General features: G+C 64.9%; 16 protein-coding genes. 2 read left to right on the top strand and 14 right to left on the bottom strand.

Going from position 1 to position 25,190, the window contains the following annotated elements; all coding sequences use genetic code 11:
- Positions 1-88: 88 nt before the first annotated feature.
- The 8 genes from KF715_17565 to KF715_17530 all read right to left on the bottom strand — a co-directional run bounded on the left by KF715_17565 (position 89) and on the right by KF715_17530 (position 14,521).
- Positions 89-1,594, bottom strand: a complete 1,506-nt coding sequence (locus tag KF715_17565; protein ID MBX3738507.1) for a sulfatase — start codon at positions 1,592-1,594, stop codon at positions 89-91.
- Between the two features lie 120 nt (positions 1,595-1,714).
- Positions 1,715-4,321: a TonB-dependent receptor gene (locus KF715_17560; protein MBX3738506.1), complete on the bottom strand. Its 2,607-nt coding sequence runs from the start codon at positions 4,319-4,321 to the stop codon at positions 1,715-1,717.
- A 298-nt stretch (positions 4,322-4,619) separates the two neighbouring features.
- Positions 4,620-6,008: an MFS transporter gene (locus KF715_17555; GenBank protein ID MBX3738505.1), complete on the bottom strand. Its 1,389-nt coding sequence runs from the start codon at positions 6,006-6,008 to the stop codon at positions 4,620-4,622.
- Positions 6,009-6,011: 3 nt separating this feature from the next.
- A complete protein-coding gene (locus KF715_17550; GenBank protein ID MBX3738504.1) occupies positions 6,012-7,895 on the bottom strand; it encodes a sulfatase in 1,884 nt (627 codons plus the stop codon).
- Between the two features lies 1 nt (position 7,896).
- On the bottom strand, positions 7,897-9,366 hold the full coding sequence (locus KF715_17545) for a sulfatase (GenBank protein MBX3738503.1): 1,470 nt from the start codon (positions 9,364-9,366) through the stop codon (positions 7,897-7,899).
- 18 nt (positions 9,367-9,384) lie between these two features.
- A complete protein-coding gene (pgmB, locus tag KF715_17540) occupies positions 9,385-11,811 on the bottom strand; it encodes a beta-phosphoglucomutase (protein ID MBX3738502.1) in 2,427 nt (808 codons plus the stop codon).
- 23 nt (positions 11,812-11,834) lie between these two features.
- Positions 11,835-12,893: a hypothetical protein gene (locus KF715_17535; GenBank protein ID MBX3738501.1), complete on the bottom strand. Its 1,059-nt coding sequence runs from the start codon at positions 12,891-12,893 to the stop codon at positions 11,835-11,837.
- A complete protein-coding gene (locus KF715_17530) occupies positions 12,890-14,521 on the bottom strand; it encodes a sulfatase (GenBank protein ID MBX3738500.1) in 1,632 nt (543 codons plus the stop codon). The genes KF715_17535 and KF715_17530 overlap by 4 nt, the downstream gene beginning before the upstream one ends.
- A 232-nt stretch (positions 14,522-14,753) precedes the next feature.
- On the opposite strand from KF715_17530, the gene KF715_17525 reads away from it, so the two are divergent.
- On the top strand, positions 14,754-17,039 hold the full coding sequence (locus KF715_17525) for a hypothetical protein (protein MBX3738499.1): 2,286 nt from the start codon (positions 14,754-14,756) through the stop codon (positions 17,037-17,039).
- Between the two features lie 45 nt (positions 17,040-17,084).
- On the opposite strand, the gene KF715_17520 is transcribed toward KF715_17525, so the two are convergent.
- A complete protein-coding gene (locus KF715_17520) occupies positions 17,085-18,722 on the bottom strand; it encodes a hypothetical protein (GenBank protein ID MBX3738498.1) in 1,638 nt (545 codons plus the stop codon).
- Between the two features lie 17 nt (positions 18,723-18,739).
- Positions 18,740-19,690 (bottom strand): helix-turn-helix domain-containing protein, encoded by a 951-nt coding sequence (locus KF715_17515; protein MBX3738497.1) that lies wholly within the window; start codon positions 19,688-19,690, stop codon positions 18,740-18,742.
- A 229-nt stretch (positions 19,691-19,919) separates the two neighbouring features.
- Here KF715_17515 and KF715_17510 point away from each other — a divergent pair, with 229 nt between their 5' ends.
- On the top strand, positions 19,920-20,216 hold the full coding sequence (locus KF715_17510) for an ATP-dependent Clp protease ATP-binding subunit (GenBank protein ID MBX3738496.1): 297 nt from the start codon (positions 19,920-19,922) through the stop codon (positions 20,214-20,216).
- Here KF715_17510 and KF715_17505 read toward each other — a convergent pair.
- From KF715_17505 to KF715_17490, 4 genes are all read right to left on the bottom strand, one after another.
- The gene (locus KF715_17505; GenBank protein MBX3738495.1) at positions 20,155-20,601 is read right to left on the bottom strand and encodes a MarR family transcriptional regulator; all 447 of its coding nucleotides are present in this window, start codon (positions 20,599-20,601) and stop codon (positions 20,155-20,157) included. The two genes, KF715_17510 and KF715_17505, sit on opposite strands and share 62 nt — an antisense overlap.
- A complete protein-coding gene (locus KF715_17500) occupies positions 20,598-20,927 on the bottom strand; it encodes a hypothetical protein (GenBank protein ID MBX3738494.1) in 330 nt (109 codons plus the stop codon). Before KF715_17500 ends, KF715_17505 begins: the two co-directional genes overlap by 4 nt.
- 98 nt (positions 20,928-21,025) lie before the next feature.
- Positions 21,026-24,106 (bottom strand): efflux RND transporter permease subunit, encoded by a 3,081-nt coding sequence (locus KF715_17495; GenBank protein MBX3738493.1) that lies wholly within the window; start codon positions 24,104-24,106, stop codon positions 21,026-21,028.
- Complete coding sequence (locus tag KF715_17490; protein ID MBX3738492.1) at positions 24,103-25,185, bottom strand: efflux RND transporter periplasmic adaptor subunit; 1,083 nt, start codon at positions 25,183-25,185, stop codon at positions 24,103-24,105. The genes KF715_17495 and KF715_17490 overlap by 4 nt, the downstream gene beginning before the upstream one ends.
- Between the last annotated feature and the right edge of the window lie 5 nt (positions 25,186-25,190).

The following is a 25,190-nucleotide window of genomic DNA, read 5'->3' as shown; positions in this document are numbered from 1 at the left end:
AGGGCGCGCGGGCGGTCGGCGGAGGGGGGACGCGGCAACGAGAGTATGGAGAGTGTCGAAGCGGCCGGCCCAAGTTTCGCCGGGGCACTCAGTTATCGGGCGAGGTGTGCCGGAGCAAAGCTTCGAAGTTCGCCACGGCGGGATCGGCGAGGCCTTTCATCCAAGCGAGTGTTTCGCGGCGGAACCTTTCGACTTCGCTGCGATACTTGGGTTCGTTGACCAAGTTGCGGAGGGCACCGGGATCGTTCTGGAGATCGTAGAGTTCTTCGGGCGCGCGATGGATCAGCATCTCGACGCGAGCGGCGAGGGCCGGATCGTCGACGGCGGCGGTCTTCATGGCTTCGAACGTCAGACCGATCATGGATTCGGAACGGTAGGCTTTTTTGCCGTCGGCCCACGCGTTGAAAATGTAGCCGAAGCGCGCGTCCTGGCGGCAGCGCATGATGTAGGAGGTCTTCGTCACCGTGTCGTTGTAGCAGGTGAAAACGTGGTCACGGTCGGGTTGGGTGCCGCCGCGCAGGATCGGTAACAGCGAGCGGCCCTGCATGCCGTCGGGCAGCGGAAGTGCGGCCGCTTCGAGCAGCGTGGGCATGAGATCCACGGCGGAGACGAAGTTGGTCGGGTCTTGCGAATCGGGTTCGATTCTTCCCGGCCAGCGGATGATCAGCGGCGTGCGCGTGCTCGTGAGGTAGCAATTGCTTTTCGCGAACGGCAGTGAGACGCCGTTGTCGCTGAGGAACACGACGATCGTGTTGGATTCCAGGCCGCTGTCGCGGAGCGCATCGAGAATTCGTCCGACGGTGAGGTCGGCGCGGCGGGCGCCGGTGTAGTATTGGGCGACTTCCTTGCGCACGTCCGGCAGGTCGGGGAGGAATCCGAAGACCGGCACTTCGTCCGGCGAATAGACGCGACTCGGCGTGGGAATCTCGAAGGGCGGGGCCTCGCCGGCGTCGCGGGCGTCTTCCGATTGGCCGGAGGCACTGCGCGCGACTTGTTTGCCGAGGAGTTCCCGTTCGCGGTTGGCGCCGGGCCACGGGCGGTGCGGGTCATGCGAATTGGCCATCAGGAAGAACGGTCGTTCGCTGACCTTGGCTTGGGCGATAAACTCGGCGGTGAGCGCGTAGTAACGCTCGGGATCGCGACCAGCGCCGAGTTCATGCAGGTCGTGCTGGATGTCCCACGGGAATTTCTCCGCGGGTTTCAAGTGGGAGACTTTGCCGAGGATGCCGAGCTGGTAACCGTGCTCTTTGAGCCGTTCCTGCAGCGTGACGACGTTGGGCTTCACCGGGTAGAAGCCGGTTGCACCATTCACGGCGGGGAAGCTGCCGGTCATCATGCATTCGCGACTGGGCTGGCAAACGGCGACGGCGACATGCGCGCGCGTGAAGCGGCGGCCTTCGCGTGCGAGGCGATCTATGTTCGGCGTGATACCTGCGACGGTGCCGCCGAAGCATCCCGGCGTGTCGTAGTTCATGTCGTCGACGGTGATGAAGAGGATGTTCGGGCGCGGCGGCGTTTCTCCAGCGACGCCCGGACTGACGAATCCGGCGGCGAATGCGGCGACAACGGAAGCGGCGGAGAGAGCGCGTTTCATTAGGGCGGCAGGGACGAGGTTGCGGAGGCGGTTCAGACGAAGCGTGGGGAAAAGTGGGATAAAAAACGGTGCGTCGAGCGAGGCCGGCGCACCGTGAGAGCTATCGCTGATGAGTCGGAATCAGAAGGAATAGCTGACGGAGCCGACGATCGAGCGGGGCAGCGCGACGCGCATGTTGACGTAGGAGGCGGTCGGGTCGGCAAAGAGTCGTGCGACGCGGGCGTCGCCGTTCACGATGGCGTCGCTGTCGAGCAGGTTCTTCACGACAAGGCGGTAGGTGAATTTGTTCGCCTTCAATGTCAGACCGGCGTCGTAGAGGCTGTATCCGGCGACCTTGGCGCGGTTGGCTTCGTCCACCATGATGTCTCCCGTGTAGTTCCAGGTGAAGTCGACGGTCGGCTTACCGAGGGGCGTTTCGGGAAGGCGATAAGTCGTGTTCAGTGTGCTGTAGCGTTGCGGGATGTTCGTCACGCGGTTGCCGTTGATGTTGATCGCGGTGGTGGTGGAGTTGGGGTCGGCCACAAAGGCGTCGTTGGCGAACTTCGAGCGTTGTTCGGTGCCGACGAAGCGGAAGGTCAGGCTTTTGACGGGTGTGTAGATAACTTCCAGTTCCAAGCCGTAGCTGTCGGTGTCGCGCAGCACGTTGCGCTCGATCAGGCTGCCGTCGGATTGGGAGACCAGGCCCGAGAAGAGCTGGTCCTTCAGTTTGCTGGCGATGAGCGTGCCGAAGATCGAAAGTTTGCGGGTCGCGTATTTCACGCCTGTCTCGGCGGAGTAGACCTTGTTGGTCGGGCCAGGGTCGGAGGAGCCGGCGGCGGCGGCTGAGTAGAAGTCGTCGCTGATCGGCATGCGATAAGCACTGGTCACGCGCCCGTAGGCGCTGAGGCGGGAATTGATGCGGTAGTTAGCGCCGACCGACCACGCGGTGGCGGAAATGTCGTAGCTGGCGGTGGTGAAAGTGCCGTTCGAAAATCCTGCGTTGCGCAGCGCGAGAATATTGCTGCCGGTCGGGTTGAGATTGTAGCTCGAGCGATTGCCGACGACCATCGTTTCCTTCTTGGTCTGGTATCTGGCACCGGCATCGATGCTCCATTTACCGAACTGTTGTTCGTAGCTCACGAACGGAGCCATGGTTTTCTGATTCGTCGAGTAATGGCGGAAGGCGGTGGCCACGCTGGCCTGCCGAATGCCTTGGTAGGTCGCGTAGCCGAGCGACGCGCCCGAGGTGGCGTTCACGAATTCGACATCGAGCCGGCGGGGGTTGTTGCGGATCTCCGCCAACATCGTGTTGTTGATCGTGATGGCCTTCGGCATGTCGAGCCAGCTATTGTAGAGGCCCAGGGCGAGCGCACCTTCGTTCGGCAGCGTTTTGATCACACGAAATTCGTTCTGGTAGTTTTCGATGAAGGAATAGGTGCCGTTGTTGGTCATGGTCCAGGCAAGTCCGTTGCCGTTGAGTGTGGACGGGTCCGGGATCAACGCACCGTTCTGGCCCGGGTAGTAGAGGCGATAGGAATAGTTCGCTCCCGACTTGGCTGCGGCGTATTGGGTGCCGCCGGCGGCACCGATTTGATTGATCAGCGTCTGAATCGGCGTTGCGACAGACGAGGTCAGCAACGTGGCGGAATTGTAGACGAGGTTGCTGTATTTGAGGCGCTCTTGGAGCTTCCACGTGTCCGCGAGGCGATATTCGAGGGTGCCTGTGATCGTCGCCAGCTTCGGGCCGGTCTTGCCGGTGTCCAAGTTGATCGTGCCGAGCGGCGTATTGGGCAGCACGGTGTAGCGGAGGTCGGCGGAGTCGATGATACCTGCACCCATGGGGAAACCGCCGGGGATGGCCTGCGGAGCTTGGGCGTTTTGCAGCGGGATCGCGGTGATGTTGACCGTGTAATCCTGCACCCATTTGGCCGCGAGTTTCACTGAGCCGCGCCCGTTGGCGAAGCGATGGGTGACATTGCCCTGCAGAGTGTAACCTTTGTTGGCCGTGTAGCCCGGCGAGCGAATGCCGTCGTCCCGCCGATAGGAGACCCCCGCGGCCATCGTGGTGCGATCGGCGAGCGGACCGCTGGACCATGCTTCGACCTTGATCTGATTATAGTCGGAAGTGCCGACCAAAACCTCACCGCGGGCAACATCCGAACCTTCCCGGGTGATCAGATTGATGATGCCGCCCGGGACGTTGTTCATGAACACGCTGGAAGTGCCGCCACGGACGTTCTCGACGCGTTCCACGAAGTTGCTCGGTCGGACCATGAGGTCCTGCCAGATATTGCGGAACTGCATCTCGGAAATATCCGGCAAGCCGTCTTGCTGGAGCCCGACGAAGACCAAGCCGCCCGTTTGCGGAAGTCCGCGGGCGTAGATGTTCGAGCGTCCTTCGCCGCTCACGCTCGTCACATAGACGCCGGGGAGTTGCTTGAGCAGCTCAGGCAGACCGATCGGGGCGGTGGCGCTCATGCGCTCGACATCGATGGTCGTCACGGCGGCCGCCGAATCGAGCTTTCGGCGCGGCGCGATCGTGCTTGAGACTACGAAGGGGTCGAGGGTGAGGATTTCCTCCTTCTTGGGCGTGGCCTCATCCGAGGCCGCCTTCTTTTCTGCCTCGGGTCCGGGATTCGCCTCCTCGGTCGAGGAGACGGTTTGGGCGAATCCAAGCGAGGTGATAAAGAGCAACGCAGAGGCAAACGACAGCGTGCGCGAGTGCCGGCAGGACACGACGGAGTTCATGGGGGCGGAGGTGGGGTTGGGTTGGGTAGACGACGAGCGCACGGGGTGCCGCTCTTGTAGCGCTAGGATATCCGAGGGTGCTTTCTCCCGCGACACCGCCAGTGAACCGCGCTTCAAAAATCGCCCCAGCCAAGCGATTTTTCTCCGAGAAATTTGCGAGAGCGAACTCCAGAACATGGGGCAAGTGCGCGGCGCGAACGACCGCTGCGCGCGGCGTGTGACTCAGGCGATACGAAATCCGAACGAGGCCAAGCTTGAACGCGGCGAACGTGACTGCGGTCGCGTTTTGCTCGGCCGATCAGGTCTTAGCCTCGGCGCGGCGGGCAGCGAGGTCGCGCATGATCTGCGCATGCTGGCCGTCGAGGCGGTAGAGCAGAAGGAGCACGACCATCAGTCCGGTGCAGACGGTGGGCGCGACGATGTAGTTCGCGCGGATTGCTGCGAGCGCGGGGGCGGCTTGCTCGGCGTTCGGCACGTAGCCGGCCGACGAGAGCATCCAGGCCGAATACGCACCGCCGAAACCGAGGCCGAGTTTCACACCGAGCGTGGCGGCGGCGAAGAGGAAGCCCGCGGCGCGGACGCCGGTCTTCCATTCGCCGTAGTCAACCGTGTCGGCCATCATCGCGAAGAGCAGGCCGACATAGAAGCCCTTGCTGAAATTGGCGACAATGTTGCCGCCGATGAGCAACACCGTGTCTCGCGGGCCGGCGAGTCCGATCAGCACGACGCCGAGCGCCATGCCGACGAGGCCGACGAGCATCGTGTTGCGCTTGCCGATGCGGCGCGAGAGATAGGCGCCGATGACCACGCTCGGGAGTGTGGCGAGATTTGTCAGCATCACCGTCGGCACGAGGTCGGCGCGGTGCAGATTGTAGCGCAGGTAGTAGACTGCGGTCTGCATGCGCATCGCGTAGCCGAACCAGTAGATCAAATTCAGGAGCAGCGTGATCGCCCACGGCCAGTTGCGCAGGCTCGAGCGGATCGAGTCGGCGATCGACGGCTCTTCGCGCGCGGTGGATTGGTAGCGCTCGCGGGTGTTGAGGAACGTGAGAAGAAAGAACGCGAAAGCGACCGAAGCGAAGAGCGTCATCGTCCAGAAAAAGCCCTTTGCCTTGTCGCCGTTGCCGAAGAACCCGACGAGCGGCATCGTGCCGTAGGTGACGACCGACATGCCCGCGATCGCCAGGAACATCCGCACCGAGCTCGTCTCCGCGCGTTCCTGGCTGTTGCGCGTCATGCTCGGCAGCATGGCGGAAATCGGCAGGTTGATCGCAGTGTAAAGGAGGCTGAGGACGTTGTAGGTGATGTAGGCGTAGACGAGCTTTCCGTTTTCGGCTAAGGCCGGCACGCGGAACGTCAGCACGGCGAACACCGCGTAGGGCAGCGCGCACCACAGGAACCACGGACGACATTTGCCCCAGCGTGTGCGCGTCTTGTCGATGAGAATGCCCGCGCCGATGTCGTAGACCGCGTCCATCAAGCGCGTGAACAGAAACAGCGTGCCGACCGCCGCGACGGGCAGACCATAGACGTCCGTGTAGAAAAACAGCAGGTAGGTGCCGACGGTGTGGAAGACGAGATTGCTCGCCGTGTCACCGAAGCCGTAGCTGATTTTCTCTATCCAGCCGACGACGCGCGGCTCGACGACGACGGAGCTGGCGGCGGGACTTTCGGTCGCGATGGACATGGCTCAGGGTTTGGCCGCCGGTGCGCGGCGCGAAGAGAAACTGCCGTAGTCGGCGAGGAGAAGGCGGGCGAGACGGGCGTTGTAGTAATCGAACCCGCCGAAGACATCGGAAGCGGACAGCGGCCCGAGCAGCGCGGCGAGCGACTTCGGCGCGTTACGCTCGATGCGTGCCAGCGAATCGAGCGCGAAGAGGCGCAGTTCGGGCCGCTGCGTTTGACGGATGGCATTTTCGAATTCCTGCCAGGCGTCAGCCGCGTCGGCGTGGCGCAGCGCGCCGGCGGCCGCCGTGAGACGCACGACCGGATCGGCGTCGTGCAGCAGCGTCGCGGTCACGGATGAAGGACCGCCGCGCAGCGTGGCGACCGCGGCCCAGTAGCGCACGACCGGAAGCGGATCGCAGGCGAGGTCGGCGAGGCGTGTATCGGCCCGCGGTGCGCCGAGTTGAAGCTCGTCGAGCAAATCGATCACGCGCGCGAGCGGATAGCGCGCGTCGTCCGCCGCCAGAACGGCAGGCGAGCCGCCAGCGGCCGCCTCAACCATCATCGGTTCCGGCATGAAGCCGGTGTCGCGGATCGCGAGTTGATGTGCGCGCAGTGCCGCGCGCATGCGTTGCACGCGCTCCGTCTGCGCCGGATCGGCGGCGAGATTGCGGACGTTGTCCGGATCGGAGGCGCAGTCGTAGAGTGCCTCGGCGGGCGAGGGCTCGAAGAACGCGCGTTGGGCCGCGTTGAGCGCGCCGGTTTTGAAATGCAGCTCCCATTCGCGCATTGCCGCGGTTTGCCAGAGGAAGTCGATGTGCTGGCCCCACGGACGATCGGGATGATAGTTGCGCACGTAGCGGTAGCGACCGTCCGTGACGGCGCGGACGAGGTTGTAGCGCTCGTCCATGCGGTCGGCGAATTGGAAGAGAAACTCCGGTGCCGCGCTGCGCGCTGGCCCGGCGAAGGCGCGGCCTTGAAATTGCGCCGTCGGTGGCACGCCGGAGAGACTCAGCATCGTCGGAGCGAGATCGATCAAGTGCACGAGTTCGTCGAGGCGGGTGCCGGCGGTCGCGGGAGCGAGATGCGCGTATTTTCTCGGAAAACGCGCGATCATCGCGACGTGTGTGCCTTCCTCATTGAGGAAGCGCTTCGTGCCCGCGACGGCGCCGCCGTTGTCGGAGTAGTAGAACACGATGGTGTCGTCGGCGAGACCGTCGGCCTCGAGGTTGGCGAGCACGCGGGCGATGGCGCGATCAGCCGTGGAGACGGCGTCGTAGTATTGCGCCAGATCGGCGCGCACGACCGCCGTGTCCGGCAGGTAGGCGGGCACGCGCACCTGGGCGGGATCGGTGGTGAGCGGCTTGCGGCCGATCAGCGCCGACTCGTGCGATTCCATGAAGTTGAAGACCGCAAAGAACGGCTGGCCTGCGCGGCGGTGACGCCAGTGGGCCTGCGCGCCGTCCTCGTCCCAGGCGCGCTTCCAGGGCGTCGAGGTGTTGTAGTCGGTCTTCGCGTTGTTGGTGCAGAAGTATCCTGCTTCGCGGAGGAATTCAGGGAAAAAGCGCACGCCCTCCGGCAGCGGGCGCGTGCTGCGCATGTTTTGGGTGCCGAGGCCATCCGCGTAGCGGCCGGTGATGATCGTGCTGCGCGACGGTGCGCAGACCGGCGCGGTGTAGACCTTGTCGAAGACGATGCCGTTCCTTGCGAGCCGATCCAAGGTGGGCGTTCGCGCGAGTGGATCGCCATAGGCGCCGACGAAGCGCGGCGAATTGTCCTCGCTGACGACCCAGAGGATGTTGGGTCGCGCCGATTCCTGGGCGTGGACGCGGAACGGGAGGGCGACGACAGCGGCGAGGCCGGCGAGCGCGGAGAAGGCCCGCGTGGATTGGGGGAGCGAGGTGGGCATCTCAGCGGTCTTCGTCAGGAATGTATCCGGGGGAGCGTTTCGGCCACCACGGACGGCGCTCGGGTTTGCCGATGGCCGGCCGCGGCGGAAGCGCGGCGCGAAGCTGTGCGCTCAACTCGGCGACGACCGAGGCGTAGGCAGGATCGTTGGCGAGATTGTGGTTCTCGGCGGGATCGGCCGTGTGATCGTAGAGCTCTTTGCCGTCGGCGCCGCCCGCGCCCCATTCATGGTAGGCCCACCGGTCGGTGCGGATGGCGGTGCCGGTGGCGGTCTGCGAGAAGGCGGCGTGTGGCCATGGTGTGGCGGGCTGCTTGAGCAGCGGCACGAGACTGCGGCCGGCGAGACCAGCGGGGGCGGGAATGTGCGCGAGTTCGGCGACGGTCGGGTAGATGTCCACGAACTCGACGGGGTGCGGCGCCGTGCCGTGTGCGCTACCCGGTGCGGCGATGATGAGCGGGGTGCGGATCGATTCTTCGAACAGCCGCTGTTTCCACCATTGGCCGTGTTCGCCGAGCAGAAAGCCGTGATCGCTCACAAAGACGATGATGGTGTTATCCGCGAGGCCGAGGCGTTCGAGCTCGTCGACGACGCGTCCCACTTGCGCGTCCATGAATGAAATCGAGGCGTAGTAGGCGCGAATCATGAGGCGTTGCTGCTTGGGCGTGAGCCCGGCGAACAGCGGTGTGCCGAACGCGGGCGCGGGCACGTTCTTCAGGCTCGCGGTCGGGTCTGCGGGCGTGGGGATCGATTCGAGCGGGTAGAGGTCGAAGTATTTCTTCGGTGCGACGAACGGCAGGTGCGGCCGGTAGAAGCCGACTCCGAGGAAGAAAGGTTTGCCGGACTCCTTCAGGCGCCCGAGTTCGCGGATCGCCATGGTGGCAACCCAACCATCGGTTTGCTCCTCATCGGGGCCCTCGTCGATGCGGTAGGCGAGCGCGCCGCCGATGGGGATCTGCGGCGTGAAGTTGATGAGCTTGTCCTTGTTCGCGGTGTCGCGACCGAAAGGGTTGATCGTTTTGTTCCACGACACGGGATCGTCGAAGCCGGGTGAACCGATCTCCTCCGGCACGCCGAAATGGTAGATTTTCCCGACGCGCACGGCTTCGTAGCCATGGCGACGGAACAACTGCGGCAGCGTCACGACCTCAGGGGTCGTGAAACGGAAATGCGTATCGAGGTCGTAGATCTGGATTTGATCCGGGCGAAGACCCGTGAACATGGACGCGCGACTCGGGTTGCAGAGCGGAAACTGGCAGTAGGCGCGGTCGAAGCGCACGCCGCGTTGCGCGAGCCGATCGATGTTGGGCGACTTGACGAGCGGGTGTCCGTAAACGCCGAGATTGTTGTTCAGGTCGTCCGACATGACGAACAGCACGTTCGGCGCGCGCGGTGAGGGCGCGGAGGGTTGGGCGGAAGCGGAAAGACACGAGGCGGCGGCGCCGACAAGGGCGAGCGGGAGGAGGATTTTCATCGCGGAACGAAGTTGGGGTTAGAGTTTGGCGTCCCAATAGCCGCAGAAGGGATCGACCGGGCTGACGCCGGTGAAGCGCGAGTGGCCGAGCAGTTTTTCGACAACGGCTTCGATGACGTAGCCATTGCTGGTGTAGCCGTTGATGAACGTCTTCACCTGCGGGACGTCCTGGAGGTGGTAGGGGTTGTCGATGGAGACGAAGAGCGTGGGCACTTCGGTGACGTAGCGTGGCGCGTCGAAGGCGAGACGCAGCCCCCAATTCAGGCGCACGACGGTTTGGTTGCTGGCGGTCTTCAGGCTGGCGAAATAGACGACCAGGTCGTGGTCGGCGCGCATCGCGGCGCTGGATTTCAGCGTGGCGTTGGCCGGCGCCGTGGGATCGAAAACTTCGACGACGAATCCGGCGGCGCGGAGCAATTCGACGAAGCGAGCGGCGTTGCCGCCGCCGTTATCGAGATAGCCTCCCTTGTCGCCGAGCACATGGATGAGCACGCGGCGGTGACGCTCAGGCGAGAGCGGCAGCAGGTGTTGCGTGTCTTTTACGAGCGTGACGGCGCGGTCGGCGCATTCGCGGGCCCAGCGTTCGTGCTCCGCGCAGCGCAGCACCGACAGCGCCTCCGGCGCCGGAACCAATGTGCCGTTCCGCTGCTGGCGGTGCAGGCCGAGCGAGGCTTTGAGCGCGAGGATGCGGAGCACCGCCTCGTCGAGGCGGGTTTCGCTCAGCAAGCCGTCACGCAGGCCCTCGCGCATGAACGCGAGATCCTCCTGCAGATCGACCGTGAACAGAAACATGTCGCACCCGATCTCGATCGCGGTCGGCACCGCGCGCCGGCGGGGCATGGCGGTGGTCATCCCGACCATGTTGGTCGCATCGGTCACGATCAGGCCGTTGAAGCCGAGCTGGCCGCGCAGCAGGTGACGGATCAACTCCGGCGAGAGCGTCGAGGGGAGGATCTGCGCGTCGGTGAGGTCGGGCGCGAAATGCCGCGAATACGCGGGGAGCGCGATGTGCGCGGCCATGATCGTGGCCGCACCGGCGTCGATCGCGGCACGGTATACTTCGCCGTAGGTGCGCTCCCATTCTTCGACACTGAGGTTGTTGACGGTAGAGTGGAGGTGCTGGTCGCGCGCATCGACGCCGTCGCCCGGCCAGTGTTTCACCGAGGCGGCAAGGCCTTCTTCGTGCAAGCCGCGGAGAAAAGTCTGCACCATTCGCGACACGCGCGCGGGATCCGAGCCGAAGGTGCGGATGTTGGTGATCGGATTTTGGCAGTTGAAATCGATGTCAGCGACCGGCGCGAAAGCCCAATTGCAGCCGACGGCGCGGCCTTCGCGCCCGCTGACGAGGCCGAGGCGATAGGCATGTTTCTCGTCGTCGGTGGCAGCGACACCGAGCGGCGCGGAGAAACGTGTGCCGTCGTCGGCGATGCCGACGCCGCCTTGTTCAAGATTGGCCGCCAGGAGCAGCGGGATGCTTGAGCGCGTCTGCAAGTGCCGGTGCAGGCGCTGGGCGACTGCGCCTTTCCGCGGACGCAGCATAAAGCCGCCGGGCTTGAGCAACTCGAAGGTGCGATCGAGGGATGCTTCGGTTTCGTCCTCCCGCACCACAAGGCAGAAGAGTTGTCCGAGTTTCTCCTCGACCGACATCGCCGCGTGGGCGGAGCGAACCCAGTCGATGTCCTCGGGCGTGAGGTGAAAGGGTTTTGCGGCGAAATCGATCTTCGGCGCGGCGATCGCTGGGGCGGACGGAAACAGATCGTTCATGGAAAAATGGGCGAGGCCGGGCACGACGATGTCGGCGCCATCGAGCGTTGCGGCATGGCCGATGCCGACCGCGAGCATTCCCGCACGTTTCGCCGCAACGATGCCGGCAGCGGCGTCCTCGAACACCACGCAGTCCGCCGGCGCCACTCCGAGAGCGCGCGCCCCGAGCAGGAAAACTTCCGGGTCTGGTTTGGAGGCGGAGACGCGGGTGCCGTCGATGATCGCGTCGAACAGGTGCGCGATGCCGAGGCGTTCGAGAACGAAGGCGGCGTTGCGGCTCGCGGAGCCGAGCGCGATCTTTACACCGCGGCGACGAAGTTCGATGAGGCAGGCGCGCGCGCCTGGTAGCGCGCGCGCCGGGACGAGTTCGCCGAGCAGCTCCTGATACCAGCGGTTCTTGCGATCCGCCATCGCGGCTTTCTCCGCGGTGCTGGCGGTGCGGCCGCCATGACGCAGGAGAATCTCCAGGGATTCCTGGCGGCTGACCCCTTTCAGGGCTTCGTTGGCGGACTCGGGGAAATCGAAACCGAGTTCCTGTGCGAGCCGCCGCCACGCGCGATAGTGGAAGGCCGCGGTGTCCACGAGCACGCCGTCGAGATCAAAGAGCGCAGCCCGATGATTGTTGCGCCGGAGCGGAGCAGCGATTGGCGACAAAGCGAAGGAGTCGGCGGGAGCGGACATGCGATGGCGTGGGGGCGAGTGAATCAGCCGGAGTGACGACGGAGCGGGGAGGCCGGTGCGACGAACAGTTCGGAAGGCGACATGACGACCTCGTCAGAAAGAGCCGCGTCGGCGGGATGATTATCGAATGGCGAGAGCGCGTTCGCGGTGTTCTTCGCCCACGCGAGCCAAGCGTCCCTGGTGGGTGTCATCCCGGGCTCGTCTCGAGTCCAGCGTGCCTCGCACGCGGCGATATAGCGGGCGAGAAGCACTGAGCTTTCCCAGCGCCGCGCCTCGCGCAGCAGTCGCCTGGGAGCGGGACGCTCGATACGGATGCGGCCCGGAAAAATCACCGCCGGTGCGGCCGGTCGCGGCACGAGTTTCGCGTGCAGCGTTTCGAGGGCGAGTCGCTCGATGCGCGCCAGCGAGAGGGCGCCGGATTCCTCCCAGCGCGTCACATCCCGGCGCGCTCCGCCGGGTCCGCGCAGAATGACGACGAGGCGTCCGTCGGGCGAGCCGCGCTGCAGCATTTCTTCGATGCGAATGCGCGCGCTGCGTTCCGACCGCTGAAAGAGCGGTGCGCGCTCGTCATCGGTGTTGAACGCAATGTGGCGTGCGGCGGCGCCTTCGAGCAGCGCGTGCAGGAACGTCGCGATGCGTGCCGCTTGCGCGGGCGAGGCAAGAACGCGCGGGAGGCCGGGTTCGCTGACGAGCACGAGCCCGTGTGCCCGGGCCTTGTAGCGGGAAAGGCAACGGCGCACGCGTTCGGCGACGGGGTGGAGCACGGACGGAGCGACGGCCGTTGCTTCGCAAACGCTCGGCGCGGTCGCGCGGCGGAAGACGATGGGTCGGTCGTGTTGCGGCGTCGCCGGTGGCAGCGCGGGTTGCTCGACGAGATGACCGGCCCCGAGCTTGGCCCAGTAGCCGGGAGCCGGGCGGGGAATGTTGCGGCGCCGGCAGAGTTTCGCGATAGCGACGTCGCTCACGCCGAATTCGGCGGCGAGCCGGAGCATCGGGGTCGCCCAAACGCGGGCGTAGAGCTCCGCGCGCGTCAGTGTGAGCGCGGCGGTCGCCGAGTGGGGAGTCGCGCCAGACGCATTCACGGCTGCTTGTGCGAAGGTTCCGCCGTTGGACCGGTCACCGGTTTGCCCATCTGGAGATGCGCCGGGTATTGCGTTTCGATGCCGAACCAGTCGTGCGGGATTTTCTCGGGCACCTTGAGTTCTCGGCGAAGACGCGAGAGATCGGCCATCAACTCCTTTTGCATTTCGGCGTAGCGCTCCTGACCGAAGACGCTCGTCATCTCATGCGGGTCGAGGCCTAGGTCGAAAAGTTCCCAGTAATCCTCGCCGTTGCGGTCGGGCGGCGCGGGGAAGTGCACGAGCTTGTAGCGATCGGTGACGACGCCGTAGTGCGGGCGCACCCGGTGGAACGCCGGGTATTCGAAATACTGAAAATAAAACGCGGTGCGCCAGTCCGTCGGGCGCTCGCCACGCAGGAGCGGCACGAAGCTGCGGCCCTGCATCCCCGCCGGCACGGCGACACCAGCGGCGTCGAGGAACGTCTCGGCGAAATCGACATTCGAGACGATGTCACGCACCACGCCGCCGGCCTTGGCCAGCGCCGGCCAGCGCACGAGCAGCGGTGTGCGCGCCGATTCCTCGAAAATCCAGCGTTTGTCGAACCAGCCGTGTTCGCCGAGGAAAAAGCCCTGATCGGACGAGTAGACCACGATCGTGTTCCCGGCGAGGCCCTCGCGGTCGAGATAATCAAGCAGGCGGCCGACGCCCTCGTCGACCGAGCGGATGCACGCGAGGTAGTCGTGCATGTAGCGTTGGTATTTCCAGCGCACGAGGTCGCGACCCTGGAGATTGGCGGCGCGAAACGTCTCGTTGCGCGGACCGTAGTAGGCGTCCCACTCGCGGCGCTGTTCGGCGGTGAGACGGGCGGGCGGAGCGAACTTGAGATCCACGTCGTTCAGCGTGTTCGCGATCATCATGTCCTGGCTGTGCTCGGCGGCACCGCGGCCGGCATAGTCGTCGAACAGCGTCGCCGGCTCCTCGTAGCGGCGATCGCCGTCGGCGGTGAGGTGACGCAGGGCCGGCATCCACGCGCGATGCGGTGCCTTGTGGTGCGTCATGAGGAGGAACGGCTTCGACTTGTCGCGGTGTTCGAGCCACTCGATGGAGCGGTCGGTGATGATGTCGGTGACGTAGCCGGGCTCGGTGATTCTCTCGCCGTTGCGAACCATCGGCGGGTTGTAGTAGTCGCCCTGCCCCGGAACGATTTGCCAGAAGTCGAAGCCGGTCGGGTCGGATTCGAGGTGCCACTTGCCGATGACGGCGGTCTGATAGCCGGCGGCGTGGAGCAGTTTCGGAAACGTGGTCTGCGTGTTGTCGAAGACCCTGTTCGAGTTGTTCACGAAGCCGTTCACGTGGTTGTAGAGCCCAGTGAGCATTGTGGCGCGACTCGGGCCGCACAGCGGATTGGGCACGAGGCAGCGGTCGAAGCGCACGCCTTCGCGGGCGAGACGATCGATGTTGCGCGTCTCGATCAATTTGCGGTCGTCGCCATAGGCGCTGATGGCCTGCCAGGCGTGGTCGTCGGAAAATATGAAGACGATGTTCGGGCGCTTGGTCGGCGTCGGCGCGCTCGCAGCCTCGGCGCCGGACAAGAGCGCAGGCAGACCGGCCGTGAGGACGAACGTGAGGAAGTGCGGGAGACGTTTCATGGGAAGCGTCGGGTGAGCCGGGAGGCGGGGCGAGCGGGGTTGAGGTGAGGCGAACGGCGGAGAGCCCGCGCTCGACGACCGGAGCATAACGACTCCGTGAGGGGCACGCGACGCCGGCAGTGAACCGCGCTTCAAAAATCGCCGCAACGGCAAGATTCTGTCCCGAAGGAGGCTGCACCGACCAGTTGGAGTTTGCATTGCGATTGGGAACGCGGATAGCCGTCGCGTCTGTGTGAAAACGAAATCGTCGAGCTGGTCGCGCGTGCCGATGCAGCGCTTCGCGACGGCGCTGGTCGTCGCCGCCGGCACCGGCGCAATGCTCGCCGGAGCGCTCGGCGGGTGTTCGCGGACGCCATCGACGGCGGTGCGGCGCCCGGTTGCCGCGGCGGTCGCGCAGACCTCGGCGTCGTGTCGCGAGTGCCACGAGGAGATTTACCGCGCCTGGCAGGGCACGGACCATGCGCAGGCGAATCGTCCGCTCGACCCGGTGCGGGATGCCGCGGCGTTCTCCATTGCGACGGAGATCGCGGACGGCGGAGCGCGCTTCGCGCTCGTGTCGCACAACCGGCGGCCGGTGATGATCGAGCAACGGACAGACGGGACGACGCGCGAACTTGCGCCGGATTTTATTCTCGGCGCGAAGCCGCTCTGGCAGCCGCTCGTCCCGGCTCCCGGCGGCCGCTGGCAGCCGACCGACATGGCCTTCGATGTGAAGCGCGGCGAGTGGTTCAATGTCTTCGGTGCCGAGAATCGTCAACCGGGCGAATGGGGCCACTGGACCGGGCGCGGGATGAATTGGAACTCGATGTGCGCGCCGTGCCACATGACCGGCTATCGCAAGAACTACGACCCGGCGACCGACAGTTACCGCTCGAGCTGGGTCGAGCATGGCGTCGGCTGCATCCAATGCCACGGCGCGATGCCCGACGACCACCGCTTCCTGCCGAAGAATACCACGCGCCCGCTCGGTGCTCCGAAGCCAGGGCCGTTTTTCGGTGACCGCACGAAGATGATGCAAGTGTGCGCGACCTGCCACGCGCGCGGCGAGCCGTTGACGGGTGATTTTCAACCCGGCGATACTTACGCCGATCACCACCGGCTCGTGATCCCGGTCGATCCGCACACGTATTTCCCCGATGGGCAGCAACGCGACGAGGATTTCAATTGGACCTCGTTTCGTCTGAGCCGCATGGGCGGGCACGGGGGCGTGACGTGTTTCGACTGTCACGATCCGCACACGACGAAGACGCTCCTGCCGATCGACCAGAATCAGCTCTGCCTGCAGTGTCACGCCGCACCGGGACGCGAGCAGCCCAACGGGGTGCGCGCGGTGCCGATCGATCCGTTGGCGCATTCGCACCACAAGGACGGCAGCACCGGCAACTCCTGCGTCGCCTGCCACATGCCGACGACCACCTACATGCAGCGTGCGCCGCGGCATGATCACGGCTTCCTGATTCCCGATCCGCTTTTGAACCGCGAACTCGGCATCCCCGACGCCTGCTCGCGTTGTCACACGGACAAGCCAGTCGAGTGGTCGATCGAGGCCGCGGAGAAGTGGTATGGCGACCGAATGGATACCCGCCAGCGCCGCCGCACGCGCGCCATCGTTGCAGCGCAAGCCGGCCGGCCGGAAGCAGTCGACGGGTTGCTGACCCTCTGGCCGAAGGAAGACATCGCAGTGTGGCGCGCGACGATGCTGGAGTTGCTGGCGGGAGCCGCCAACGACCCGCGTGTCGCGACCGTCGCGCGCGAGGCGTTGCGCGATGCCGATCCGCTGGTGCGCTCGGCGGCGGCGCGGACGGTCGGGCGAGGCGCGGATGAGCGCACGGCGTTGGCGCCGCTGTTGAATGATCCGGTGCGGTCGGTGCGCCTCGATGTGGCGTGGGTGCTTTCGCGGGAATTGCCCGTGGATTCGGCGGCGCGGCGCGAACTCGATGCGTATCTCGCGCTCGGTCTCGATCAGCCCGGCGGCCTGGCGCTGTTCGCGCAAGATTTGGCGAATCGCGGGAGATTCGACGAGGCCGAGGGCAAATTGACCCAGGCAATCGAATGGGATGCGAATTCGCCTGGTTTACGGCAAACCCTCGGCCTCGTGCTCGCGAGCGCCGGAAAAACGGGCGAAGCCGCCGCGCAGTTGGCGCGCGCCGCTGATCTTGCCCCGAACGACGGTGAGCTGGCGCAGAGTGCCGCCCTCGCGTTCGCCGAGATCGGTCGAATGGGCGATGCGGAGCGCTACCTGCGCTTGGCGGTCGCGCGCGTGCCGGATCTGCACCGGGCGTGGTATAACCTCGGTTTGCTGCTCGCGCAGCAGCGGCGCGCGGCTGACGCCGTCGCGGCTCTCGGCGCCGCCGAGAAGGCCGCACCGGCGATCGCGGATTATCCTTATGCGCTCGCGACGGTGTTGTTGCAGACGGGAGACCGCCGTGGCGCTCAAGCTGCGGCGGCGCGCGCGCTCGCGATCGACCCCTCGCGCGCCGACGCGCGGCAACTGCTGAGGTTGGTCACGCAGCCCTGATGATTCGGCAGGTGCAACGCGTCGCCCTCGGCCACGCCGTTTTGTCTACGTTTCGCTCAGCCGCACCGGCGAACGCCCCCGGAACGGAATCGCACCGACGAGCGCTTGCACGACTGCATCCTGGACCACCGGGGCGAGCGAGTAGGCGTTGATGAACGTGGGACACGCCGGCACGTCGCGCAGATGGAACGGCGAACCGAAGGCGATGAATACCGTCGGCACGTCGTGCCAGTAGCGGTCCATCGCACGCGGAAAGCCGCCTTGCAGGTCGAGCCAGCGCAGGTCCATCGCGGTGCGCACTTTCGAGGCCTCCTCGGCGACCGCGTAGATGACGACGTCGTAGTAGTCGCGATGGACATCGGTGTCGGGCGCGAAGCGTTCGACGCGGAAGCCTTTCGCGACGAGCCGACGTTCGAGTTCCAGTTCCGGCGCATAGGTGTTCGGCTTCGGGATGTGGCGCGACCACTCCTGGATCAACAGCACACGCCGATGCCGTCGCGGGGAGAGCGGCAGCAGGCGCTGCTCGTCCTTCACAAGCGTGACCGCTCGTCGGGCGCAATCCCGCGCCCATTGCTGATGACGTTGGCGGTGGCTTGCGGGAAGCACCGCGGCCAGCCGGCGCGTGCGCCAGAGCCCCACCGCGGCCTTGAGCGCGAGAACGCGCGTGACGGCTTCGTCGACGCGCGCAACCGGCAGCCGTCCGTCGCGCACAGCTTCGCGCAAGTAATGCAGGTCGAGCTCCGGATCGTTGGAAAACAGCAGCAGGTCGCAGCCGTTGGCGATGATTTGCGGAACAAACCTAGAGCGGGGCGCGAGCGAAGTGACGCCGCCCATCGTGCTGGCGTCAGAGACGATCACGCCGCGGAAACCGAGGCGCTGGCGGAGGAGGCGGAGGTTGAGCGCAGCGGACAGGCTTGCGGGCGCATCGCCGGCGTCGCGGAACGACGGCAGCGCGATGTGCGCGCTCATGACCGCGAGCGCGCCGGCGCGAATCGCGCTGCGATAAACACGACCGTAAGTCGCCTCCCATTGCGCGAACGATAGGCCGTTGCGCGTGGTCACGAAGTGCTGGTTGCGATCATCCCAGCCGTCGCCCGGCCAGTGTTTCACACACGCGGCGATACCACCGCGCTGCAGCGTGCGGACGTAAGCAGCGCAAAACCGCGCGACCAGCGCGGCATCGTCGCCGAACGAGCGCGTGCTCACGAGGGCGTTGCGCTGATTCAGGGGGAGATCGGCGACGGGGCTGAACGAGCAATTGAAGCCCCCCGCGCGGCCTTCGCGCGCGGCGATGCGCGCCATCCGCTCCGCCCAACGCGCGTCGCGTGTCGCGGCGACGGTCATCTGATTCGGGAAAACGGTGCCGATGCCGCCGATCGCTCCTTCGGCTCCGAGCTCGAGGTCGCCGCAAATCAGTGCGGGCACAGGCGAGCGCGATTGGAGATGCTCGATGGCGGTGCGCAGCGAGTCGATCGGGCCGCCGGCGCGGCAGAAGAGACCGCCGATGCCGAGCGCGGCGAAGCGCTCGAGATTTTCGCGGCTGGAGTCGATCGACTGGACGACGATGAGTTGCGCGAGCTTGTGCTCGAGCGTGAGACCGGCGTGAGAGACCTCAACCCAACGGATGGCGGGCGGGGCGAGGTGAAAGGGAGCGGCAGCGAGCGCGGGAGAGCGTTTGCCCATGAAGTTTACGGCGAGGCTTAAGCGTAGGCACTGCCAGCGGGCAGGTATTTTCTCAGCAGGTGGAACGCGAACCCGGCGTCGCAGCGGTTGTAGGCACTTTCGCCAATGCCAGGGATATCGCTACCCGCCTGCTGGCGCCATTGCGAGGGCGTGAGATTGAAGAGGCGTTTGAACGCCGTGTTGTAGCTCTTCACGTTGGGGAAACCGCATTCCATGGCCACGTCGAGGATCGTGGTTTCGCGGCGGGCGAGGAGCGGGAGCGATTTTTTCGTGCGCACGATACTGACGTATTCGCTTACGGTGCAGCCAAGGCGGGTCTTGAAGAGCCGCGCGAGATAGCTGACCGATACGGATTCGCTCGCGGCGAGTTCGGCGGAAGAGATTTCCTCATTGCTGTGCGCCTCGAGGTAGGTGACGAGGCGCGCGAGTCGCTGGCCGAGCGCGTCGTCGGCGATATTCTGCGGCTCGGCTTTCGGCGGGGCGGCGAGAGTGGACGGCACGTCGCGCACGAGCAGCGTGAGCAGGCGGAGCAGGTGGGATTCGACTTGGAAGCGGTAGCCTTCGCGCCGCATGCGCATTTCCCAGAGAATCTCGGCGACGATCTCACGTGTCGCTTGCAAGCGGCGGTCGTTGGGGAAGCGGCGACCGATTTGGTTGTAGGCGAAACGCCGGCGTGGAAAGTCGGGATCGAGGCGCGTGGCGAAGGCGGTGTCGATCTGGAGCGCGACAAGCAGGTTGGTGCCGGTTGTCTCGTGCGTGAAATGCATTTCGCCGCTCGGGATGAAGTAAACGTCGTCGGGTTTGAGCGCGACCTGGCCCTCGCTCGTCTGCACCATCACCTGGCCGCGCAACACGAGGAGAAATTCCGAATCGCGATGGCAGTGGCTCGCGCAGTTCCTCACGCTGTGCACGAAAATCCGCAGCGGCAGATTCTCCTGGTGCTCGATGCGCTCGAGGTGGGTTTCCATGGAACTTCGCTGTCCAATGCCCGACCGGCGGCGCCAGTTCAAGACCCGACGCGAGGACGGTGAGATTCACCGATTTGAATTTCAGTTGCGGCCGGTGTGGTGCAAAAACCGCTGCGATGCAGATCCTGTCCGACTGTTCACGGTAAGTATCGAGCTCCGGAGTGATACTATCCTCAAGCATGCCGCACCGTGGATGTTTCATCGTCCCGGGCTTTTCTGCGCGTGATCGGTGCGTCACCGGCGCTATGTCGGCTACGACGAGGGCGGCCAGCTCACCGAGGCGGTGCGGCGCAAGCCGTATGCCGTCGTGCTCGATCCGAAGGCTAAAGTCTGGGTCGCGGAAAAGGGCTACGATCCGGTCTTCGGCGCGCGTCCGCTGAGGCGTTTTCTGCAGCGTCACCTCGAAACCCGCCTCGCGCGCGGGTTGATCGCGGGCGAAGTGGAGGAGGGCGCAAAGGTGACGTTCACGGTCGAAAAGGACGCGCTGGTGCTGGCGCCTGGGCCACGATCCGCAGGTAGTCGTTGATCGCTTGATGGATTGTTTCGCGTCCGGTCGTGGTGATTTCCCCGTAAATGATCCGACGATCACTTTTATCACGGGCGCGATTGGCCAGGCCTGACCGCAGAAGGGCGTCGAACGCCTCGGTCACCGCGGAACGCGAAACACCGGCGCGGTGGGCCAAGGTGGCCATCGGGATCGTTTCCGGATCGGCCTCGACCAGCGATACGAGAATCGCGAATTGGAGATCGCTCAATCGGTGGCGGGCGAGAGCGCTGCGGAGGTCGCTTCGCAGTTGCTCCGCCGCCAGGAGATGAGCGAAGGCGCAGTCGCAGCGATCGGAGTCGATCCCGCTCTGCCGCCGGGCGAGGGCGAGAAGAGTGCGGGCGGAGTGCGAACTGAAATCGATCATGCGGCGCCATTTCCCTGGGCGTCACGCTCGCCCGACAGCGTCGCGTTGGGACGCTTTGCCGAGACCTCAACGGTCACTGAAAACACATCAGTGGTTGCCGTGGCGACGTCGGCGAGGAACGCGGTGACCAGTTCGGCCGCAGCTCGCGCGCTGAGCGCGCTCGCGGCGCGGCGGACGAAGCCCGGCGTCGCCGGCCGGATGCCGCCGATGACGCGGGACGTATCGGCGGTGTCGAGTCCGCAGCGCGTCGAGAAATCCGCCTGCGACCCGCCGTAGTCCCGGCGGACAATTGTCTGCAGGACTCGACGGGTGGCTTGCGTTTTCATGAGCGGGGATGACGAGCGTGTTCGGTCACTCCGATGCGGCGTCACGCGACTCAGTGGTGGCGGGGCGATTGATTGCGGTGCGGGATCGGTGCCGCCGCTCACGGGATCGTTTTGTGATATTTGTAGTGGGCGGGATTCTTCACCTTGAACCACGCGGCATAGAGCGCGGGCAGGAACAGCAACGTCAGCACGGTGCCAGCGCCGACACCGCCGATCAGCACGTAGGCCAGCGAGCCCCAGAACGACGAGTGCGTCAGCGGGATGAAGGCCAGCATGGCAGCCACGGCCGTGAGCACGACCGGGCGGGCGCGTCTCACGGTCGATTCGATGATGGCCTCGTAGTCGGACAGGCCCGCCGCTTTGTCGTGCTGGATCTGATCGACCAGGATGAGTGTGTTGCGAATCAGAATACCTGAAAGACCGATCAGCCCGAGGATCGCGTTGAATCCGAACGCCTGATGAAAAATCAGCAGAGTCGGAACGGCACCGACCAATCCCAACGGCCCCGTGGCGAAGGCCATGAACATGGCCGAGAACGAGCGCACCTGAAGCATGATCAAGGCGAGCGTGATGAGGATCATGATCGGAAACAGAAGCACGAGGGCTTTGTTGGCTTTCGCGCTCTCTTCCACCGAACCGCCCGTATCGATCCGGTATCCGTCCGGCAGAGAGGCCTTGATCGCCGCGAGCTGCGGCAAGACCTCGGCGGTCACGTCCGGCGGCTGCTGTCCGTCAATCACGTCACCCTGCACGGCGATATAGAGCTCGCGGTTGTAGCGCTTCAACACGGCGTCCTCCATCCGGGTTTCGAGCCGTGCGATTTGGCGGAGCGGGATGGAGCGACCTTGTTCGTTGCGAAGGACGACGTCGCCGATCGCGTCGAGACCGTCGCGCTCGAGCTTCGGACTCCTCACCTGGACATCGACGACGCGATTGCCGCTGCGGACCTGGGAAACCGTCGCGCCTTGCAGGATCGCCTGAAGCTGCAGGGCTGCGCTCTGCGGATTCAGCCCCACGAGGTGCAGCCGCTCCTCATCGAAAGCGAGATGCAGCACCGGAGTCTTCTCCCCCCAGTCAAGATGCACGTCCCGCAGATGCGGGTTTTTCTCCATCACCAGCCTCACGTCGTTCGCGATGCGGCGGATTTCGTCGAGGTTATCGCCCGTCACGCGAAAAAGCACGGGATACGGGACCGGCGGCCCGAACAGAAACTGCGTCACACGCACGCGGGCTTCCGGGAAGCTTCCCTCGGCGACCAATTCGCGAATCTTGCGCTTGAGGACGTCGCGTTGCTTCGGGTTCTCCGTTTGCACCACCACTTGGGCGAAAGCCGGATTCGGCAGCTCCGAATTGAGGGACATGTAAAAGCGCGGCGCGCCTTCGCCAATGTAGCTCGTCACGCGCTTCGCCTCGGGCAGAGCCATCATGGCTTTCTCAATCCGGCGAACCGTCTGCTCGGTCGCGGAGAACGCGGAGCCTGCCGGGAGGTTGATTTCCAGCGTCAGCTCGGTCCGGTCCGAATTGGGGAAGAACTGCTTCTTCACGATTGCCATACCGGCGACAGAGGCCCCGAACAGGCCGATCGTAACGCCCAGCGTCACCCACTTGTAGTCCACGCAAGTCCGGATGAGCCGACGGAATCGTTCGTAGTTCTTCGTGCCGTAGATCGATTGATGCCCGTGCGCCTTGGCCGGGATGTTCGGCAGGAGCTTCACGCCCAGGTAGGGCGTGAAGATCACGGCCACGAACCACGACACCAGCAGAGAGAAAGCGACGATCCAGAAAATGTTTCCGGCGTATTCGCCGGCCGTGGAGCGCGCGAAACCGACCGGTAGAAATCCGGCAATCGTGACCAAGGTGCCCGTGAGCATCGGCGCTGCGGTCGAGGTCCAAGCGTAGCCAGCTGCTTTCACCCGATCCCATCCCTCCTCCATCTTCACGACCATGGTCTCGATTGCGATGATCGCGTCGTCCACGAGCAGGCCGAGCGAGAGAATGAGCGCGCCTAACGTGATCCGGTCGAAATCACGTCCGGTCACGAGCATGATCAGGAAAACAGCGCCCAATGTCAGCGGCACAGCGGCGGCCACCACGATGCCGACACGGAAACCGAGCGTGAGGAGACTGACCAAAATCACGACACCGAGCGCCGCGAAGAATTTCACCATGAATTCGCTGATCGCCGCCTTGATGACCGATCCCTGATCGGAAATCTGCGTGAGTGTGATCCCGACCGGCAGCTCAGCCTGAAGCTGGCGAACTTCAGCCGCGAGGTCCTTGCCCAACGTGAGTCCATTGTAGCGTTTGTGCATCACCACGCCGAGAAGCAACGCCGGTTCGCCCGCTTCGCGGATCCGGAACGCAGGCGGGTCTTCGTAGCCGCGGCGCACCTCGGCGACATCGCCGACCGTCAACGTTTTGCCCGGCACCGGCAGAGGAATCGAACGCACCGAATCGATGTCGGTGATGGCGCCGTCGAGCCGAAGATAAACCCGCGGACCGTCGGCCTCCACAAAACCCGAAGGAGTGACGTCGTTGTGATTCGCGATCGCGCTGAACAACGCCTGGGCGCCGAGCCCGAGCGTCGCGAGCCGTTGATACGAGATTTCGACGAAGATTTTCTGGTTTTGCTCGCCCATGATCTTCACCTTCTGCACGCCGGGCACATGGGTCAGCCGCTGGCGAAGACGCTCGGCATCTTGCACCAGATCGCGGTGCGGCAAGTCGGGGGCATTGAGGGCGTAGAGCGAGAAATAGACGTCGTTGTATTCGTCGTTGAAGATGGGGCCGAGCACGCCGCGTGGCAGGAAGCGCGCTTCATCGCCGAGCTTTTTGCGCACCTGATAGAAATCCTCCGGCACCTCCTTCGGCGGGGTGCTGTCCTTGAGATAGACCTTCATCGTCATCAGCCCGGGGCGAGCCGACGTCTCCGTGCGGTCGTAGTGCTCGAGCTCCTGGAGTCGTTTCTCCAACCGATCTGCGACCTGGTTCTGCATTTCCTCGGCGGTGGCGCCGGGCCAGACCGCGGTCACAGTCATGATTTTCACGACGAAGGTTGGATCTTCCGCGCGTCCGAGACGGCTGAAAGCCAGCACTCCCGCAGCAGCGATCGCGATGAGGAAAAACAGCGTGATGGCCCGCTCCTTGACGGCTAAGGCCGAGAGATTGAAGCGGTTCATCGGGCGTCCTTCACGGAAAGCTTTTCAGCCCGCACCACGTCACCCGCTTGCAGGAGTTGGGCACCAAGTCCGACAATCGTTTCGCCTGGCTGAAGTCCGCCGCTGATCGAGGCGGTTTCCTCGCCCAGCTTCGCGATGGTGACGGATCGCTTCGCAACGGCCGACGTTTTCGGGTCGATGACCCACACCGACGCGCCGTCACCGCGATCAAGCAAGCTGCCCAGCGGAATCTCCAGCGTAGGTTGAGCAGCGTCTTTGGCCGTGGAGATGCGAACCGTAATCGTTGCGCCAAGTGGAAAGCGCGCCGCGTCGCCATCCAGAACGTAGCGCGCTTGGTAGGTGCGGGCCACGGGGTCGGCCACGCCGGAGATTTCGCGGAACGTCGCCGGCACGTTCAGCGCCGCGTTGAGGTAGAGCTGGGCGGTGGCTTTTGCGCCACTGATGCGGTCCAGCGAACTCTCGGGAATATCCACCGCGGCTTCGCGCAGACCGTTCTTCGCGAGCACGAGCACGGGTTGGCCGGCCGCCACGACTTGACCTGGCTCGGCCAAAGTGGACATCACGACGCCATCCGCATCCGCGAACAAGGTTGTGTAGCTCGCCTGATTCGCGATTTGCGCGGTCTGCGCGGCGCTGGTTTCCGCGGCGGCGCTCGCTCGCTCGAGGGCGTCGCGCGATTCGGCGCGCTTTTCCACGAGCACGCGGACGCGTTCGAGTTCGAGGGCGGCCTGTTGGTGGACGGCGCGTGCGGCTTGCAGCGCGAGCTCGTAGTCGGTCGGGTCGAGCTTCAGCAGCGGCTGGCCTTTTTTGACGGCGTCGCCGGCGTTCACAAGTCGCTCGGCGATTTTTCCGGCGACGCGGAAGCCGAGATTGCTCTCGGTGCGCGCGCGGACGACGCCGGTGTAGCTCGTGGTTTCGTGCGCGATCTGCCGGGAGGCGTCCACTTGGACGGCCCGCACGACGCGCGGCGCGTTGGCATTGGGTTTCACCTCGCTGCGGCTGCAACCGAGCAAGGCGAGGCTAGCTGTGCCGACGGCGCCGGCTAGAGCGAAGACCTGGAAATGGAGGCGAAAATTCATGGATG

Origin of the sequence: Candidatus Didemnitutus sp. (assembly GCA_019634575.1) — a bacterium.
Lineage (GTDB): Bacteria > Verrucomicrobiota > Verrucomicrobiia > Opitutales > Opitutaceae > Didemnitutus.
Note: the sequence above shows the minus strand (reverse complement) of the source record. Positions and strands in the feature narration are given on the sequence as shown.